Raw genomic sequence first — 18482 nt, 5'->3', positions numbered from 1 at the left:
AGTAAGTAGCTAACAGTCAAGGATTAAAGACGGAAGATAGAAGAATGAAGGCTCAAGACAACTGACTGTACGGGATAGTAAAACCCGCCAGGGAGTTTTCCATAAATATTTGGAAAAATATCGCCCTACCAACGAACAGTAGACGAAAGACGACAGACCACAGACCACAGACCACAGACCAATAACAAAAATAACTAACAAAGGATACGCATGATCAAAAATACAACGGCATCTGCTCTAAAAATTATTCCCCTCGGCGGGCTGCACGAAATCGGTAAAAACACTTGTGTGTTCGAGTACGGCGACGAAATCATTCTTTTAGATGCCGGTTTAGCGTTCCCGACAGATGGAATGCACGGGGTAAATATTGTCCTCCCAGACATGACTTACCTGCGGGAAAACAGCCACAAAATTAAAGGTATGATCGTGACACACGGTCACGAAGACCACATAGGCGGTATCCCTTACCACCTCAAACAATTTGAAATTCCGGTCATTTACGGCCCGCGTTTGGCGATGGCTTTGCTAGCCGGAAAACTCGAAGAAGCCGGAGTGTCTCACCGCACTGAATTGAGAACGGTTAGACCCAGGGATACTGTCAGAATAGGGAAGAATTTCTTAGTAGAATACATTCGCAACACTCACTCGATGGCCGACAGTTTTACGGTGGCAATTCACACTCCCGTGGGAATTTTGATCCACACCGGAGACTTTAAAATTGACCACACTCCTGTAGACGGCGAGCATTTTGATTTGCAAAAGCTGGCAGAGTACGGCGAGAGAGGCGTGCTGTGCTTGATCAGCGATTCTACTAACTCGGAAGTTCCCGGTTTTACCGCTTCGGAACGTTCTGTGGCGCCGAATTTAGACAGAATTATCGCTCAAGCACCGGGACGGGTGATGGTGACGACTTTTGCTTCGTCGGTACACCGATTGCAAATTGTTTTGGACTTGGCTAAGAAAAACAATCGCTATGTCGGAGTGGTTGGCCGGTCGATGCTTAACGTCATCGCTCACTGCCGCAATCTCGGCTACATCAAATGCGAAGATAGTATTTTCAAACCGCTGAAAGAAATCCGCAATTTGGCTGAAGACAAGGTACTGATTTTAACTACAGGTTCCCAAGGCGAACCGATGGCGGCGATGACTCGCATTGCTAACGGCGAACATCACGAACTGAAAATCAGAAAGGGCGATACAGTCATTTTCTCAGCTAATCCGATTCCGGGAAATACGATCGCAGTGGTAAACACGATCGATAAACTGATGATGCTGGGAGCACACGTGGTTTACGGTCGCGACAAAGGCATTCACGTTTCCGGCCACGGCTGTCAGGAAGACCAAAAGTTAATGATAAACATGACTCGTCCCAAGTTCTTCTTGCCGGTTCACGGAGAACACCGGATGCTGATCCAGCACTCCAAGACGGCTCAAAGCATGGGCATTCCCGCTAGCAATATGGTGGTTATTGATAACGGCGATGTCGTAGAATTAACTGAAAATTCGATACGAGTTGCTGGTAAAGTGCCTTCAGGAATTGAATTGGTAGATGCTTCTCGATCGGGCGTTGTGAAAGCGAACGTACTCAAGGAACGCCAGCAGTTGGCCGGAGATGGCGTTGTAACTGTAGCGGCGGCTTTGAATTGGGAAGGCAAATTAGTTGCCAAACCAGAAGTCCACTTGAAAGGTGTAGTGACATCAGCAGATCGGGCGGAGGTGATCAAATTAATCATTCAAACCATTGAAACAGTTTTGAGCGATCGTTGGTCAGAATTTGTTAAACCTGCTGCTTCAGACTCACAAGTTGATGTTGACTGGGTAGGAGTGCAAACGCAAATAGAAAAAGCAATTCAGCGAGTGATGCGTCGGGAACTGCAAAGCAATCCGCTGCTGGTATTCCTGATGCAAATTCCTGAAGAAGCAGTGCGATCGGAAACTGTTCAAACATCTCAGCTTTCCATTGAAGCGCCTAAACTAGCATCATCAGTACCATCTCCAGTACCAGCCCCTGTGAATAAAGTAACAGGCCGCCGCCGTCCCCGGACTGCTGCAAAAGTAGCTTCCGTCGCCTCCTAGTTCGATCGTAATTTGCAACCGCAGATCGACGCAAATAAACGCAGATAGATTCAATAACTATCTGCGTTCATCTGTGTTTATCTGCCTGCATCTGCGGTCAAAAATCAACCACCAGCAACCGCCGGTACAATACTCACTTCATCACCATCTTTAAGAGCAGTTTCTGTACCTTCCAAAAACCGGATGTCTTCGCTGTTGACGTAGAAGTTGAGAAATCTGCGGGGTTCTCCCTTTTCGTCGCACAGGCTTTTTTTGATGCCGGGACAATTTGTTTCCAGCGATTCAATCAGTTCGGAAATGTTGTCGCCGGCGCATTCGATGGTGGCTTGATTGTTGGTGAATTTTTGCAGGGGAGTGGGAATTAAAACTTTGACTGTCATTTTTTTAGTCCTTAGTCAGTAGTCAGTAGTCAGCAGTCAGCAGTCAGCAGTCAGTAGTCGTCAGCAGCTTAATAACTAATAACTAATGACTAATGACTGAGGACTACTGACTATTTATTAAACCGAAACTTGTTGCCATTCTAAGCGTTCGAGCGTGCGGGCGCGTTCTAGGGCGCGCTCGAACGCTTCTAGTTTCGGTTCGAGGGTGATGGGTTCGCCGATGTAGCCTTGAACTGCTTCTTGCGTTTTCAAACCGTTGCCGGTGATGTAAGCGACGGTAGTTTCATCGGGATTGATTTTACCTGCTTCTACAAGTTTCTTCAAGACTGCGATGGTCGTGCCGCCTGCGGTTTCGGTGAAGATACCTTCGGTTTCTGCTAGCAGTTTCATGCCTTCGATGATTTCGGTGTCGCTGACGGATTCAATGTTGCCGTTGGTTTTGCGGGCGATTTCCAAGGCGTACATACCGTCGGCTGGATTGCCGATCGCGATCGACTTAGCAATTGTATTCGGTTTCACCGGTTTCACGAAATCGCGGCTTTCGCGGAAGGCTTGGGCGATGGGGGAACAGCCGTCAGCTTGGGCACCGCTGAATCTGACTTTCTTTTCATCCACTAAACCGACTTCGGTGAATTCTTGAAAGCCTTTGTAAATTTTTGTGAACAAAGAGCCGGAAGCGAGGGGAGCGACGATGTGATCGGGCAATTGCCAGCCTAGCTGTTCGGCAACTTCGTAGCCCAGGGTTTTCGAGCCTTCGGAATAGTAGGGACGCAAGTTGATATTGACAAATCCCCAGCCATGTGTATTGGCGACTTCGCAACAGAGTCGGTTAACCTGGTCGTAGTTGCCGTGAACTGCCATGACAGTTGGATTGTAAATCAGAGTGCCGAGGACTTTGCCTGCTTCTAAGTCGGAGGGGATGAAGACTACGCAGTCGAGTCCGGCGTGGGCGGCGATCGCAGCCGTAGAGTTAGCTAAATTGCCGGTGCTGGCGCAGGATACCGTTGTGAAACCCAATTCTCTGGCTCTGCTGAGGGCGACTGACACCACTCTGTCTTTAAAGCTGAGAGTGGGCATATTGACGGCATCGTTTTTAATATAAAGATTTTTTAGACCCAGGCGGCGCGCCAAGCGGTGGGATTTTAATAGAGGAGTCATCCCAGTCCCCACATCGATGACGTTATCTGTAGCGACTGGTAAAAATGCGCGGTAGCGCCAGATCGAGTTGGGGCCGGCTGCGATGGTTTGGCGAGTGACGGTGCGGCGGATGGCGTCGTAGTCGTACTTGACTTCAAGCGGGCCAAAACAGCAATCGCAGACGTGCTTGGCTTGGAGTTCGTACTCTTCGCCGCATTCTTTACATTTAAGGGCTGTGAAGGTTGCTGCTGTGGATTGGGTTCTGGTCGCCTGGGTCATAGCTCAACTCTCTAGTTTTGCGATGTTTTCTTAGTCTTGTGCAAGATTAGCACGGTCAATTTAGCCCGTCAACCATACCCGATTTTTTTAGTCGGGATTGATTTTTCAGTTACTTTTGAGTTAAACAGCGGTGTATTTAACTTGGATCTTTGGGCGGACGGGACGCTGACCCCACAAGGATTTGACTTGTTTTCAGGATCGGGCTCTTAATCCAGATTGTCAGGCCCGCACGCGAACCCGATCGAGTTCAAGGATGATTTGCCGACGAAATTGTTACAAAACTTAATAAATCTTTTTTGGGATCACAATTGGGCAGTCGTGCGATCGAACACAACTACAAAACCTCGAATTTTTGATTAACCAACTCAGCCTAGCCGCCGCTGACGGGGGGGATGAGGACAACTTCGTCCCCGTCTTGGAGGATGGTGTCGGGGGAGACGAATTCCAGGTTGAGCCCGAAGCGGGTGCGATCGCGCCATTGTTCTAATTGAGGATATTGGGCGATCGAGCTTTCGAGCACTTGAGACACTGGGGTTTCGGGAGGAAGTTCTAATGTAAGTTCCGAAACGCCGTAGGCTTCACCGAAGGCGGCGAACAGTTTAACGGTGATGGTAATCGAAGAGTTAGACATGGCTGTTGAGCGCGATCGACGCTTTGGCAATTATCAACTACACCATACAATTAATTAGGAATTAGGCGCGCCGAGGCTTAGAATTGAAAGCGGCAACCTCTAGTTAAGTTTTACCCCATCGGGTAAAGATGATAGTTGATTGCAGCAAAAACTCTTAACAGGATTGTATGCCGATCGCTCTCACCAACCAGGCGTTAGAAGCAGTTTGCATCCACTTAGATGCAGCTAGCTAACGTCTAGTTTGCTGCTGTTGAGGCTAATGCGAGAATATTTTTTGAGGATGCGGTATAGATACTTTACGGTAATTGTGGGAGAGTACAAAAAGATTGCACCAAATTTAGCAGGCAACAACGCAGACAAGGCCATGTCAACCCGGTTTTCCTGACTAAAAATCAGGTTATCAAGTGCCGCTTGGAATGGTCAAACCATTGCCATGCTTAGCAAGCTAGCCGTTCTATCTAAGAAAAATACTGAAGTTAACGCGATAGAGATATATGGCAAATAACGATTTTAAAGTGCTTCAAATTATTGAAGCTAAAGGCTGGTATGCCTTTGGGAGTACAAAGCAAAGCCAGCACGTTGAGAGATGGGTAAGACCTGTCGTGTGTTGGGTTTTAATAGAAGATAAAAAAAAGCGACGGGTTGTGACAGCTACCGCGAGCTATCAGATCCAGATTGACGACAAAGAAGTCGAGTTTTTTGCCCACGAAAGCGAAATTCAAGATCTGGAGAGTCTCCCGAAGTCTGTCTCGGTATCGGAATTTCTGAAAACAGAAGATTGAGAGAAGGGCAAAAGGAGCTGATTTAACAAGTTATTAATTATTCCTTAGTAATTCCTTAAACTTGCTGTCGCATTCTATTTCAATGAGAAGCACAAGCTCTAGATTGGGGAGAGGGGCAGATGGGGACAGGGGGAGAATTTATATTTTTGCCTTGCCTTCTGCATCTTGTACCCAATGCCTGAAATAGCCCAAAAAATAAAGAGGCCGGAAGATTGCAGGCAATGCCAACACGCTTCCGACCTTGCTGAATAACAGGGTATGCATATGTTTTTAAAGTATGGCAGGGAGGCTTTTGAAATATCAAGAGGACTATTGCAATCACCCACTTTTGCTTTCAGGCTGTGTTTGCGAGGTTCATATCATTTTAGACTGAAAATTTGAAAAGTGAGAGGGGGCGAGGGTTACAGGTTAAGGATTCTAGCTATTTATCTGTAGCGGGTGCTACAAAAAATGGTGGCCTTGGCGGACGATCGCACATTCTCCCTAAATTGTTTGCACTCAAAGCTAAAAGTTCGATCGTCCGCTGCCACCGCTGCGACTTTAAACCCCACTAGCGACAGGTTCACGCTTCTGCCGCGATATCCGCCGCCCCAGCAGTGCCATCCGCACGCCGCCGGCCGGCCCTAAAGTCACCCCTCGGCGTTTGGCCTGTACGGGCTTTTTCTCGGCCAATACTAGGTCGAAATCCCGCAAAATGGTTGCCAGCACCAGTTTCATCTCCAACTGCGCCAGCGCCAAGCCGATACAGCGCCGGCTGCCGCCTCCAAAAGGCAAATACTCGTAAGGCGAGAATTGCCTCTCCAAAAACCGTTCCGGTTTAAATTGCAGCGGTTCTGGATACAAATCCTCCCGTCTGTGGGTCAAATAAATCGAGCCGACGACAATCGTGCCCGGTTCGAGTTGATGTCCCATCAGTTCCACGGGCGCGAGAACTTCTCGCGAAAACGTCAGCATTGCCACGGGGTAAATTCGCAGCGTCTCCTGACAAACTGCACTCAGGTAAGGTAAGCGGAAAATCTCCATCGGGTCGGGATTTTCCCCCAAACTGTCCAATTCTTGCAGCAACTTCTGGCGCACTGAGGGCAAGTGGTGAATCCAGTAAAACGCCCAAGCTAGGGCCGTTGCTGTGGTTTCGTGGCCTGCCAGCAACAGCGTCATCAACTCGTCGCGCAATTCTTCATCGGTCATTGGTTGCCCGTTTTCGTCGCGCGCAGCCATCATTAAGCTGAGAATGTCGGTGCGGTTGGCGTCTGGTTGCTCTTTACGTTCGGCAATTTCGGCGTAAATCAGTTCGTCAATTTTTTGCTGCTGCTGTTTCATGCGTCCCCAAGGACTCCAAGAGCCCCAATCTTGCTGCATCCAGCCGAAAAACAGCATACTCGATCGCAGGGGAGAGTTGGTCATATCGAGGACTGAGGCAAGTAGTGGCTTGAGTGCTTGCAACCGCGGCCCGTCATCCATGCCGAAGACAGCTTGCAAGATTACCCGCATGGTGACTTCCTGCATGGCGCTGCGGGCCACAAAAGGTCGATCGACCGACCACTTGCTGGCAACATCTCGAGCGATATCGCAAATTAGTTGACCGTAATTCCGCATCCCTTCCCCGTGAAAAGGTGGCATCAATAATTGGCGCTCGCGTTTGTGCCTTTCTCCTGAGAGGAGAAACATGGATTGTTCTCCCACCAAGGGTTTGAGGAGGCTGTTCAGGCGGCCTGGAGCGTGAAACGAGTTGCTGTTGAGCATCTCCTGGACAGCTTGCGGGTGGTGGATCATCACCAATGGTTTCCCGTTGTTCACTTGAGCTGTGAAAATGTCGCCGTATTGTTTGGCACATTTATCCATGAATGTCAGGGGATCGCCGATCCATTGAATTAGCTGCACAAAGGGTGGAGCTTTGGGGCCGTTAGGTAGTGTCATAGGAATTACCTGGGTTTGGGTCACAGGAGTTAGCAGTATCAACAAATCTCACAGGGTATGAAGGTTTGTTCAATCTCTCCCAACCCTTGTTTTTAAGGGGAGAATTGTGTAAGTCCCATCTCCAATAATTTTAATAGCTTATTCTCGAACGGTGCTCAAAATATCCTCTCCAAGCTCTGTAAAACGAACAGTTTTGATTTGCCAAGGAGCATAACTGATTAAAGTTTGGCGCACGCCCCCGAACAAGCCTAACATTTGACAACTGGACAGATTTTGCAATTTCTGCCGCGAATTTCCCGATGCTCGCAGATCTACGGTAGCTATTCCGAGGTCGCGATCGATCTTGAGGCGATAACCAGCCAAACCAAGACTATCGAAAATCTGCTGCTTTAACACTTCATTAACCGCCGATGACATTAACTGGTTCTCTGGGCCTGTAACTGTTTCCGGCTTCAGAGTTTGACAAAAATTATCTACCTTATAAACCGTAACGGTGGCAGTATTTTCTGAGAGGGCAGCACTGCCTAAAACTGAGGCAACAGAGTTAGAAGGCTGCCTTAATTGACTCGATCGAGCCTCAATTGGATTTCCCGTTAGCTGTAGGTGTTGGAACTGACGGGCGGTGGCTGAGAGTTGCCTCTGGTTTTCGGTTGAGGTAGCTGCATCTGAGCTAGAACAACTGCTACCGCCCATCAAAATTAACCAAACGCCTAAATATCCTAACTGTTTGCAGATAGGGTTCATAGTTTTTAATACTTTACTAAACGTCAGTGTATGGAGGGTGAACTTTGGTGGTAGAAAGCACTTAGTCCCTGATTACACTCACTTAGAAGTATTTCCCGCAGTACGGAGATGAAAACAAGTTCAGAGTTCTTGTTAATACCTGGATTTTAGTGTTAGATCGGGTAAGAGGGGTTATACCCTTCAAGGGTATAACCCAGCAGTCTACCCGTCTCAGCAGATCGAGCTCGCGACACAGCTCGTAAGTGATATCAAATACCTTGTCAGTGGTGTGATGTACCGTTGCAACTCGACCTATTCCAAGGTCTGAGGTGAAAAGCCTCTTTCCGGTTGGTAAAAGCCTGAGTTTGATTAGTAGCAATCAGGACAGAATTCAGACGGGCGCGCGAATTTTAAGCTCGGCTTCGGAGCGCTTTTTTAACAGCGCCGAAATCGCGGTTAGAGGGAACGTGCAAGTCGCGAACAATATCAAAAGTTACGCATCAAGAGCAAAAAAACCGGGTTTTTTAACCAGGCATAAGGGCTGCAACGAAGTGTTTTCGTAAAAAAAACTGGTTTCTGGTCAAGTCGGGAATCACATAATTCCTCAGTCAGCGGATCTGTAACGGACAGGCGTGTCAAGGGTGTTATCGCAGCATTCGATGATTTTGGTGCCGAATCTCATAAAACACAGTGAAAAAATCATGAAACAGCAATTAGTGACAAAAGTTTTGGTGGCAACAGCTTGCGCCCTCAGCGGCCTGACGGTTGCTTCTGGACCGAGTTACAGTCGGGGAGCACCGGGGGAAAGTGGATTTTGGTGCAGCACCTCGACCGGTGCGCCGGTGACGGTGTACAAAAACCCTAAAGGTGCCCTAGAGCCTTGGATTGAGTGGACTTCCGATTATTTCTCCGGTTCTGGCTACGATCCGGCAACTCGGTGTCAATTAGTGAGTCAACGCCTAGAAACCTATCGCCGCCAACGAATGCTTAAGTACATTACTGCGGGGCAGATGAACGGCCAGAACGTCATCTGCACGGCGAATCAAGTCAATGGGCTGTGTCAAAATTTGATTTATACCCTCAGACCCGGCCAAGACCCGATCGGCTCTTTGTATAATTTGTTGGCTTGGCGGCAAGGATATGCCGGGATGCCGTCTTTTGATGAAACCAGTAAAATTCCTTACATTGATGTCAGCGACAAGCTAGGGGAAAACATGGATGATGAGGCGCAACTGCCCCCTTTTCCCCAGCGTTCGGACAGCCTTAAAGATTGGCAAATTTTCCATCCGATCGCCAATTCCAAGGATTGAGGTGGAAAATTTGGCGGGTCAAACAGCGGTACGCATCCCGACGAAAATATCTTCTGCTTCTGGGACGATCGTCCCAGAAGCAGCGCCAAACCTATCCGGTGCTGACTAACTGGCACGTTGTGGCGATCGGACTTGTCACCGACGACGGCCTCCTCCACCCACTGCTAGGAGTTCCGAGGCGGCTGAGCAATACCGATCTGGCGATCGTTCTGTTTCGCAGCGCGATCGAGTATAAAATAGCACCATTAAGCCTTGAGGCAGGAGCGGTGTCTGAGCCAGTGTTGGCAGTCGGCTTTCCTGCGGGTGCTGAGGTTGGGGCTTTGGCGGTGACGCTGGCTTCGTTTCGGTGCTGTTACCCAAATCTTTGTCTCAAGGTTATAGCTTGGGCTATACAAATGAGGTTAAAATCGGCATGACTGGCGGCCCGATTTTTAATGCCAAAGGTTTCTTGGTGGGGATTAACTGTAGGGGCAAGTATCGAGATCCAAATTTTGGCGTCTATGCTTTTGAAGATGGAAGTGAACCAACAGCGGAATTATTAGAGAAAATGCTTAAATCCAGTTGGGGAATTCCGATTAGTATATAGCAGTTCGCCTCGTTTCATCTAGGGAGTTATCGATGAATGTGTGGAATTTGCGGTTTGACGCGCTGACAATCATCTTGACAGGTGCATTAACAGTGACGGCGGTTCTCAGCCAACAATATGCTGCCTGTGCCAAAACAGCCGAAGAAATTGCCCAGCTAGCGACATTGACAACTGTGGAAGTCAACAATACGCTGGGTTTTTTTGCTAGCGGATCGGGAGTAATTATTGCCAAACAAGGTAATATTTACACTGTTTTGACAGCTAATCATGTGGTGGCAAGCCTCGCTCAAAAATACAGCATTCGCACTCATTTAGAGAAGGATTATGCTGCGATTAGAATACAGCGCCTACCAAAAAATGACCGGGATATAGACTTGGCATTGATACAGTTTCAGAGCCGAGAACAGTATCCAGTAGCACCAATAGGCGAGTCAGAACGTGCTGTTGTCGGTTCTGCTATTTACGTTTCTGGCTATCCGCTGCCAATTTCGGGATTTGAACGAAAACTTGAGTTTACTGCTGGCATCATCTCTTCTCGCTTGGGCAGCGCCTCATCAGGTTATAGTCTGCGCTACCAAGCTGTAACCAGGCGCGGGATGAGCGGCGGGCCTGTATTTGATGCTGATGGCAGGGTGGTAGGAATTCACGGCCAGGGGGATACTGTTGGCACAATTAGGAGCCAGTGGAACGGTCAGATTGAAGAGATAAAAACGGGGTTGAACGCGGCAATCCCGATCGATGCTTTTAGGGAGTTGCTTTCACAAAACAAGCGTAACGGCTTTGATATTCTCAGCAATCTTTCTATCAGCAGCGCCTCCGATCAAAACCAACCGAATCTGGGTTATGGAGGATTTGTATGCGATACCTCAACGGGCGAGCCGGTGACTGTATATCAAAATCCACAAGGGTTCAGGGAGCCTTGGATTCGCTGGAATTCTAATTTCTTTTCTAGTTCGGGCTACGATCCTCTAACTCGCTGCCAACAAGTGACTCAGCGCCTTGAGAATTATAACCGAAATAAACAGCTAAATTATGTGACTGTGGGTATTGTAAATAACCAGAAAGCGATTTGCACGACTAGCAGCGTTAATGGGCCTTGCGAAGGTTTGATCTACACGCTGCGCCGGGATCAAGATCCGACTCCTGCACTTAGCAGTTTTTTTGTTTGGCTGCGGAATCAAAAGGCTGTGCCTTCTCTTTCTGAAAGCGGTACTGTACTGTATATCGATGTCCGGGAACGGCTGGAACAATTTTAGATTGGCGATTTGAGATTTTAGAGAGATTAGTAATGGGTAAACACAGAACCCGGACTTTTATAATAAGTCGAGGTTCTCAAACCACTACTTATTAGCTAAAAATTTGAGATATTTTACTTATTTATCACTGACATAATAGAACTGATGATTTTTTGGAACACGGAAGCTATAAAATTACTCTTACATTAATCCAATTCAAATTTTTCCGGTATCAAGCATGACAGCAACTACCCCGCAGGCAACGTCAACAACGCCCGCTTTTTGCGAAGGCATTCAATATTTTTCTGAAACAGTCCCTGGTTTTGATACTTATGGGAAAACACCTGCGATCGCCGAGGGGAGCAAGTCGATCGCCGATCCTGCCGATCCCGCAGCCGTCTTTCAAACCATGCTCGCAGCAGACGCCCTGCGCTACCTGACGCTGCAAGTCACCGCCAGCAAGGCATCGGGACATCCAGGGGGTTTTGCTAGCCAAGCTGAGGCTTATGCCGCTTTGGTGATGCTGGGACACAAGAACATTGTCACCGAAGTCGGCCATCACGCCCCCGGCTTTTACAGTGCCATGTTTCTCGATCGATCTTTGGAGGATATGGAAATTGTTAACGTGCAGCAAATGCGCGATAAATTCCGAGAAAAAGACGGTTTGTTAGGACATCTTTCCGGTTTCATTCCCGGGCTTTTAGCGCCGGCAGGCCCCCTCGGACAAGGGCAGCATTTCGCAATGGCTGGAGCGCTTTTGCACCGCGAAAAACTGTTTGCTTTCACAATAGGCGACGGCGGCATGGGCGAACCCTATCCGATGAGCAGCATGGCGCATTTCCACACAGCTTATCCAAGCGTTACTAACTTTTTGCCTGTGTTGGTTTGGAACGGATATTCTCAGGAACATCACAGCATGGTTTCGACTAAAACTAATGCTGAAATGATTGCTTATTGGCAAGGCAACGGTTTTGAAGAAGTTATCTTAGTTGATGCTAAGGAATTTGACGATAAAAATCAACCGGAAGATTATGTTGACAGCACTGCTTTTTCGCTCGAACAGCGCATGGCATTTACCAAAGCTGTTTTACAAGGAGTTGACAAAGCGGCAAAATCTGCTCTCGGCGGCAAATTAACTGCGTTTATTATCAAACAGTTGAAAGGTGCCGGCGTCCACGCGCGCGGTGCAAAATCTCACAATCTTTATCCGAAAGATACGCTGGATGCTCCGCACATTATCAGTGCTTTAAAAGAGCGCGCTTTGACTGCTGCTGCTTGGGAGTTGGTGCGGACAAATGCTGAACGTGCGGGCGGCGGGCCGGCGGCGAAAACAGTTGTTACTGAGTTTACCTTGCCGCTGGCAGATTTAGGCGAATTGCCTTTAGAAGAATTTGCAGTTGGGGGAGAAGCGAAGATTTCGACAACAGCAATGGGGCGTTTGGTAGGGAAAGTCGGCGAGCGCGATCGTACTTTTATTGTCACTAATGCTGACGGCAATGAAGCATCGGCAATTGCCAATATCAACCAAGCTCTCAAGATTATTCACCCGACGAAAGATGACCTGTACAATCAATCGCCAAACGGTCAAGTTTACGAACCTTTGAGCGAAGATGCTTGCGCCGGTTTAGCTGTAGGTTTATCGCTATTTGGAGCGCGGAGTTTGTGGTGTTCCTACGAATCTTTTGCCATCAACGGTTTACCAATTTGGCAAACTGTAACCCAAGCAATGGCAGAATTGCGCCGTCCAACTCCGGCAACTGTCACCTTATTTACAGCGGGTGCATTGGAACAAGGCCGCAACGGTTGGACGCACCAACGGCCGGAAATCGAGGCTTATTTTGCGGCGATGATGCGGAACGGAAATGTGTTTCCTTTGTTTCCACCGGATGCTAACAGCATTCAAGCTTGTTACGAGTGGGCTTTGACTGCTAAAAATAAGGGAGTTGTGATTACTGCAAGCAAGTCGCCGCTGCCAATTCGCACTACTTTTGAACAGACTCGCCAAGCTTTGCAAGACGGTGCAACAGTGCTGCACGAAATAGCAGGAGATAAGACAGTTGTGTTTGCAGTTGTCGGCGACATGACGTTAATGCCAGTGTTTGAAGCGGCGGCATTTTTGGAAACAGAAGGGATTGGAGTGCGGATTGTTTCTGTTGTGAATCCCCGGCGTTTGTATCGTGCTAGCGATGTTGCTTGGGATACTTGTTCCGAAGCTGACGGCGGCTTTTTGAGCGATGAGAAATTTGCCGAATTGTTTGGCTCAGATGCCTTGATTGGCGTGACAGGCGGTGCTTCTGGGATGTTGGAACCTGTGATGCTCCGCAGCAATTGCAAGCGGGATACTTTCGCTTGGAAGCGGGGGGAAACTACTGCTAGTGCTGGTCAGTTGATGGCGTTTAATGGGTTGACTGCTGAGGCGTTGACGAAAAGGGCGATCGAGCTAGTTCATTAAGTTAGAATGTGAGTGAATGCCCCTGCCTGGTTGGTGCTGGGTAGGGGCTAGTAATATTTAAAATAGGATGGTGATACCTGTGACTGCACAACTTTTAGAAGAAATAGGTACGCTTGCAGAACAGCGATTGATTCTCCCCGGTTATTATACTTGGGAGCAATTTGAGGCGATCGCATCTTTGATGGCCGACTCTCCCGGTTTGCGGATAACTTATCTTGATGGGTGGATCGAGTTTATGACAGTGGGCGAAGAACACGAAAGCTTTAAAAAAGCGATCGCTATATTACTGGAAGCATACTTTTTTGAACTCGGAATTGAATTTTTTCCTGTAGGGAGTGCAACTCGCAGAGACCGGGCAAGAGATGTATCATTTGAACCAGACGAGTCTTATTATATAGGTTCCAGAAAAGAGCATCCCGATTTAGCCGTGGAAGTAACGATTACTAGCGGTAGCACAAATAAACTAGCTAAATATCTGCGACTTCGCATTGCTGAAGTTTGGTTTTGGGAAAATAATCAGTTGGCTGTCTATCGGCTGCGCGAGGATGATTACGAGCAAGTTTCCAGAAGTGAGTTTTTGCCGGAGTTGGATTTAGCATTGTTGGTACGCTGCGTTTTAATGCCTTCAATAATTGAGGCAAGGACGGAGTTTATTCAGGGAATTCGGTCGCAATAATATCGACTTTGTTCGCTAAGTTTTGAATGCGATTTCATGCTGTCCTTACCAGGGTTATACCAGATAAGGGCTAGCAATATTAAAATAAAATGGCTATACCTATGACAGCACAAGTTTTAGAAGAAACAGTTACGCTTCTTGCCGAACAGCGATTGATTCTCCCCGGTTATTATAGTTGGGAGCAATTTGAGGCGATCGCATCTTTGATGGCAGACTCTCCGGGTTTGCGGATAACTTATCTTGATGGGTGGATCGAGTTTATGACACTGGGCGAAGAACATGAGACCATCAGTTGTCTTCTTAACTTTTTGCTACAACTCTACTTTTGTGAAATGGGAATTGAATATATTCCTGTAGGGAGTGCAACTCGCAGAGACCGGGCAAGAGATGTATCATTTGAACCAGACGAGTCTTATTATATAGGTTCCAGAAAAGAGCATCCCGATTTAGCCGTGGAAGTAACGATTACTAGCGGTAGCACAAATAAACTAGCTAAATATCTGCGACTTGGCATTCCTGAAGTTTGGTTTTGGGAAAATAATCAGTTGGCTGTCTATCGGCTGCGCCAGGATGATTACGAGCAAGTTTCAAGAAGTGAGTTTTTGCCGGAGTTGGATTTAGCATTGTTGGTACGCTGCGTTTTAATGCCTTCAAGGATTGAGGCAAGGACGGAGTTTCTTAATGGGGTTCGGCAAGTGGGTTGAATGCTGAGGAGTTGGTAAAAAGTGCGATCGTCTATGAGGGCTTAGCTAAAGGCTTGATTGGTTAAGCTAAAATGTGACAGACAATCATTGGCTCTCACAAACAACCTTTGCGCGATCGGCCCCAACGATTTGTTAGAATTGTAGGTGTAAAGTTACTAAGCTCAGAAATCTGAAAATTTATAGCTTTGATATTAAATCTGTTAGGATATGAATTATTGTTATCTCTCCGATCTTCATCTCCGTGAATCAGCGTCAATACTTTGTCATCTGCGATTAATAAATTCTCTTTTTTTAACCGCAGATGATGGCAGATAAACACAGATTAACGCAGATGAATTATCTCAATTCCCGTTGCACCGTCCGTGAGTGTTGACTGTGGACTAGATTTGACGCCCGACGATGCTACCGGATTTGATATGATACGATTCTAGAGCTATTCGTGCAGCTTTAAACTAAAGCTGAGTGGATAATTTATTCTGAAGTTTTTCCTGGTTGGCTGTTAAATAATTTTGCTTTGTTAGCTGGCAATTTAGCGAGAGTGCTAGAGGTTTTGCGGCGGAACATCAAAGTTTTGTGATAAATTTGTCTGAATTTTATTCATTTTTTTCCCCGCAAGCCATTAGCCAAAAACTCATCATCAATCGTCTATCGCCCGCAGCTACAAACTCATCCCGCGAAACCAGATAGCTGGCTATTTCCGACTCTGAAATCAACCCCTGTTTGACCATCTGCAAAATGGGCCCGGAGTCAAGTAAAGGTTGGAACGCTTCAATTCCTCTTATATCGCTGTGGCTGACAACGGCTTCTAAATCAACGCTAACAAACCCAGCTTCTTTGAGAATGCGGCAGAGATTTCGCCCGACGGATAAATTACCGCCCCGCGATGCCATTACCTGCTTGAATTTCTCCCTGACAATCTCGACTGACAAAGGTGGATTTGTCAGCCAAAACAGATCCGCATCGCTATCGATAATCACCAGTTTGCCGCCCGGTTTCAAGATGCGGAATATTTCTCTAGCTGCTGCGACGGGCTCTGGGAGGTGAACGAACAGCAAACGGGCGATCGCAAAATCGAAAGTGTTAGCCGCCAAACCAGTATCCGCAACCGATGCTTGGATGCGATTTACTCGATCGCCCCCTTTGTCCTGCAAATACGCTACTGCTTTTTCGTGCAGTACCGGGTCAATTTCTAACGCTGTTACCGAACTGTTTGGCAGCACTTCTAACAGTTTTTCGGTAAAAAATCCCGGCCCGCTACCCGCTTCCAAAACATTCATCCCGTCGGCTAAACCGAACCACTTTAAAGTGCGCGCTTCCTTTTCCCAACTGAGGAGAACTTGAGCTTTTAACCGCTGGATTTCTGCTTCAAGTTCCAGATTGTACGTGTTTGCTTGATACGATCCTTCTGCGGTCATAAAATCATTCCTCTTACCGCGAAACTGGTGGCTGCAAAACTTTAGCATCCTTTGCTATTTCCATTTCCTCCACAACCGGCTCTAAAACCGGAGGAGGAATCGGCACTTCTTCAACTACCTGATGTTTTTCCAAAGTCAAACGAGACTGAGACGAACCCGACAATCTTTTCAACAATTTCGGTGTCGGATCGTACAGCAAATAAATAATTCGATCGCCTGCTTGCCAAATCTGAGTCGCCGACACTACTTGCAAGTACCCTTGCCTTTCCAGCAGCAGCGGCGCTAACTCCCCGGCTTGAACCAAAGCTTGCAAGTGAGCAATTTGAAACTGCAATCCCTGAGTTTTTAACTCAGTTTCCCCCAATTTTACTTCGCCGTCGCTCAAATATTCGTTCCAATCCTTCAGCGACAAATCGGAGACAAAAGCTTGATTGATTTTACTCTGATTTGCAGGCGTATTTGCTTGCGGATCTTTGGGAAATATTGCCAAAACTCTCGGCGGTGCAAACTCCTCGGCTGCTCGCTGAGCTAACACTAAGTTTACCTCGCCGTTGTTAGTCATTGCCAAAAAAGTTCCCATTGACTCTAGTCCGGCTTCTTCTAAAACGCTGTGGTCGAGAGCACTGCTCAAAAACACCCGCAAACCCTCTCGTTCTGCTTGTTCGCAAGCTTCGGGATTTGTGTCGATAATTGCCACAGATTCTCCGCGTTCTTGAAACAAGCGAGCAATTAATCTGCTCAAAGGATTTGACCCGACAATTGCAGCACCGGTTGCCGATTTTGAGGTGATGCCCAACAGTTGAGCGATCCGTCCGGCCGTCAGTCCCTGGACGAAAACTGTCATAATAATTGTTAGGAAAACTAAGGCTTTAATCGAGTCGCCGCCGTTGATTCCCCGCTGGGTGAGCAAAATTGCAAATAAAGATGCGATCGACGCTGAGACAATTCCCCTCGGCGCTACCCAACACACAAATAATTTCTGCTGCCAATTCAGTCCGCTGTTCCAAGTACACAACCAAACATTGATCGGCCGGACTATCCACATTAAAGCTAAAACTGTAAACAAACTTCCCCAACCGAGGGCGACCACACTAGCGAGGGATAAATCGGCCGCCAGCAGCACGAACAGCACGGAAATAGCCAGGACTGTGAGTTGACCTTTAAACCTTCTCAGCAGCCTTTCTTCCGGGACAGCAGCGGCTCTGAGGACGATGCCGGATACCACAGTTGCCATCAGTCCCGATTCGCTGCGGATTTCTTCTGCTAAGCCGAAAAATCCCCACAAACTGGCTAAAACTACTAAGTTTTTGAGGTCTTCTGAGAGAAATTGCGATCGCTTGAGAATGAATCCCAGCAGCCAACCTCCCGCAACCCCGATGACTGCGCCAACGAAGAGTCGCACGATTAAATCTCGGAACAAAACCAGCAAATCAGTATTGCCGTTCAAAATAATATTCAGCACCAATACTGCCAGAATTGCCCCGACTGGATCGATTAAAACGCCTTCTGCTTCTAGCAAGGCGGCAACTTTTTTGTCAACGGATACTTGTTTTAGCAAAGGGCCGATTACTGTCGGGCCCGTGACGACTACTAGAGAAGCATACAGAAATGCGATCGACCAGGGAAATTCCCCCAACCAGTGTGCGGCCATTCCGCCCCCTATTAGGGTAATTAAAGTGCCTACGGTAACTAAATTGCGGATGCTGCCGGAAAGTTTGCCCAAATCTCGCAATTCCAAATTCAAGCCGCCTTCAAACAGAATTAAAGCTACGCAAAGGGATACCATAACTTCCAAACCGCTGCCCAGCAGATTGGGGTGCAGCACTCCGAAGCAGTCTGGGCCGGCTAAAATGCCAAACAACAGCAAAAAGACGATCGCCGGAACTTTCAGATAGGCGGCGAGAACTTGAGCGCTGATGCCACAGATGACGGTCATGACCATCAACAGGGTGATGTTAAAGGGGATTTCCATAGATATAATTGTTACAGGCTGCCCGCTGAGTTTTAAATGTTCGATCGCGGGTAATTGGAGTGCAGGCGCTATTTTGGGCTCAGCTTACCAACTCGGCACGGCCCTGGATTTTTCCCAATAAGATTCAAAAACTTTGATAGTCGCTATAACTTTATCAGATAATTCTCTTGGCGTCAAAGATGGGAGTAAGCTGTAGCTCAGCGATAA

16 protein-coding genes are annotated in these 18482 nt (G+C 47.6%); 9 read left to right on the top strand and 7 right to left on the bottom strand.

Annotated elements, in window-relative coordinates; genetic code table 11:
- Positions 1-210 precede the first annotated feature (210 nt).
- Positions 211-2076, top strand: a complete 1866-nt coding sequence (locus OSC7112_RS28720) for a ribonuclease J (protein ID WP_015179189.1) — start codon at positions 211-213, stop codon at positions 2074-2076.
- A 104-nt stretch (positions 2077-2180) separates the two neighbouring features.
- Here OSC7112_RS28720 and OSC7112_RS28715 read toward each other — a convergent pair whose 3' ends face one another.
- The 3 genes from OSC7112_RS28715 to OSC7112_RS28705 all read right to left on the bottom strand — a co-directional run bounded on the left by OSC7112_RS28715 (position 2181) and on the right by OSC7112_RS28705 (position 4503).
- On the bottom strand, positions 2181-2456 hold the full coding sequence (locus OSC7112_RS28715) for a MoaD/ThiS family protein (RefSeq protein ID WP_015179188.1): 276 nt from the start codon (positions 2454-2456) through the stop codon (positions 2181-2183).
- Between the two features lie 117 nt (positions 2457-2573).
- On the bottom strand, positions 2574-3872 hold the full coding sequence (gene thrC, locus OSC7112_RS28710) for a threonine synthase (protein ID WP_015179187.1): 1299 nt from the start codon (positions 3870-3872) through the stop codon (positions 2574-2576).
- 370 nt (positions 3873-4242) lie between these two features.
- The gene (locus tag OSC7112_RS28705) at positions 4243-4503 is read right to left on the bottom strand and encodes a MoaD/ThiS family protein (protein WP_015179186.1); all 261 of its coding nucleotides are present in this window, start codon (positions 4501-4503) and stop codon (positions 4243-4245) included.
- A gap of 494 nt (positions 4504-4997) precedes the next feature.
- Between OSC7112_RS28705 and OSC7112_RS28700 the strand changes: the two genes are divergently transcribed.
- Positions 4998-5285: a hypothetical protein gene (locus tag OSC7112_RS28700; protein WP_006632921.1), complete on the top strand. Its 288-nt coding sequence runs from the start codon at positions 4998-5000 to the stop codon at positions 5283-5285.
- Positions 5286-5825: 540 nt separating this feature from the next.
- Here the strand turns inward: OSC7112_RS28700 and OSC7112_RS28695 are convergent.
- Both OSC7112_RS28695 and OSC7112_RS28690 read right to left on the bottom strand, forming a co-directional pair.
- On the bottom strand, positions 5826-7202 hold the full coding sequence (locus OSC7112_RS28695) for a cytochrome P450 (protein ID WP_015179185.1): 1377 nt from the start codon (positions 7200-7202) through the stop codon (positions 5826-5828).
- Between the two features lie 138 nt (positions 7203-7340).
- A complete protein-coding gene (locus OSC7112_RS28690) occupies positions 7341-7946 on the bottom strand; it encodes a hypothetical protein (protein WP_015179184.1) in 606 nt (201 codons plus the stop codon).
- Positions 7947-8626: 680 nt separating this feature from the next.
- On the opposite strand from OSC7112_RS28690, the gene OSC7112_RS28680 reads away from it, so the two are divergent.
- From OSC7112_RS28680 to OSC7112_RS28655, 7 genes are all read left to right on the top strand, one after another.
- Positions 8627-9235, top strand: a complete 609-nt coding sequence (locus OSC7112_RS28680; RefSeq protein ID WP_041622786.1) for a COP23 domain-containing protein — start codon at positions 8627-8629, stop codon at positions 9233-9235.
- Positions 9196-9651, top strand: coding sequence for a S1 family serine peptidase (locus OSC7112_RS28675; RefSeq protein ID WP_150111623.1), 456 nt, complete (start codon positions 9196-9198; stop codon positions 9649-9651). The genes OSC7112_RS28680 and OSC7112_RS28675 overlap by 40 nt, the downstream gene beginning before the upstream one ends.
- A complete protein-coding gene (locus tag OSC7112_RS38725) occupies positions 9648-9821 on the top strand; it encodes a hypothetical protein (RefSeq protein WP_190274289.1) in 174 nt (57 codons plus the stop codon). Before OSC7112_RS28675 ends, OSC7112_RS38725 begins: the two co-directional genes overlap by 4 nt.
- A 32-nt stretch (positions 9822-9853) precedes the next feature.
- Positions 9854-11077: a COP23 domain-containing protein gene (locus OSC7112_RS28670; RefSeq protein WP_015179182.1), complete on the top strand. Its 1224-nt coding sequence runs from the start codon at positions 9854-9856 to the stop codon at positions 11075-11077.
- 217 nt (positions 11078-11294) lie between these two features.
- A complete protein-coding gene (locus tag OSC7112_RS28665) occupies positions 11295-13508 on the top strand; it encodes a phosphoketolase family protein (RefSeq protein ID WP_015179181.1) in 2214 nt (737 codons plus the stop codon).
- A 79-nt stretch (positions 13509-13587) separates the two neighbouring features.
- Positions 13588-14184: a Uma2 family endonuclease gene (locus OSC7112_RS28660; protein ID WP_041623605.1), complete on the top strand. Its 597-nt coding sequence runs from the start codon at positions 13588-13590 to the stop codon at positions 14182-14184.
- A gap of 101 nt (positions 14185-14285) precedes the next feature.
- The gene (locus tag OSC7112_RS28655; protein ID WP_015179179.1) at positions 14286-14888 is read left to right on the top strand and encodes a Uma2 family endonuclease; all 603 of its coding nucleotides are present in this window, start codon (positions 14286-14288) and stop codon (positions 14886-14888) included.
- Positions 14889-15481: 593 nt separating this feature from the next.
- Here OSC7112_RS28655 and OSC7112_RS28645 read toward each other — a convergent pair.
- The gene (locus OSC7112_RS28645; protein WP_015179178.1) at positions 15482-16303 is read right to left on the bottom strand and encodes a class I SAM-dependent methyltransferase; all 822 of its coding nucleotides are present in this window, start codon (positions 16301-16303) and stop codon (positions 15482-15484) included.
- Positions 16304-16316: 13 nt separating this feature from the next.
- Entirely contained in the window at positions 16317-18275 is a 1959-nt protein-coding gene (locus tag OSC7112_RS28640) for a cation:proton antiporter (protein ID WP_015179177.1), read from the bottom strand.
- Positions 18276-18482: the final 207 nt, after the last annotated feature.

It is taken from the genome of Oscillatoria nigro-viridis PCC 7112 (assembly GCF_000317475.1).
Taxonomy (GTDB): domain Bacteria; phylum Cyanobacteriota; class Cyanobacteriia; order Cyanobacteriales; family Microcoleaceae; genus Microcoleus; species Microcoleus nigroviridis.
This window is presented reverse-complemented; position numbering and strand designations above follow the sequence as displayed.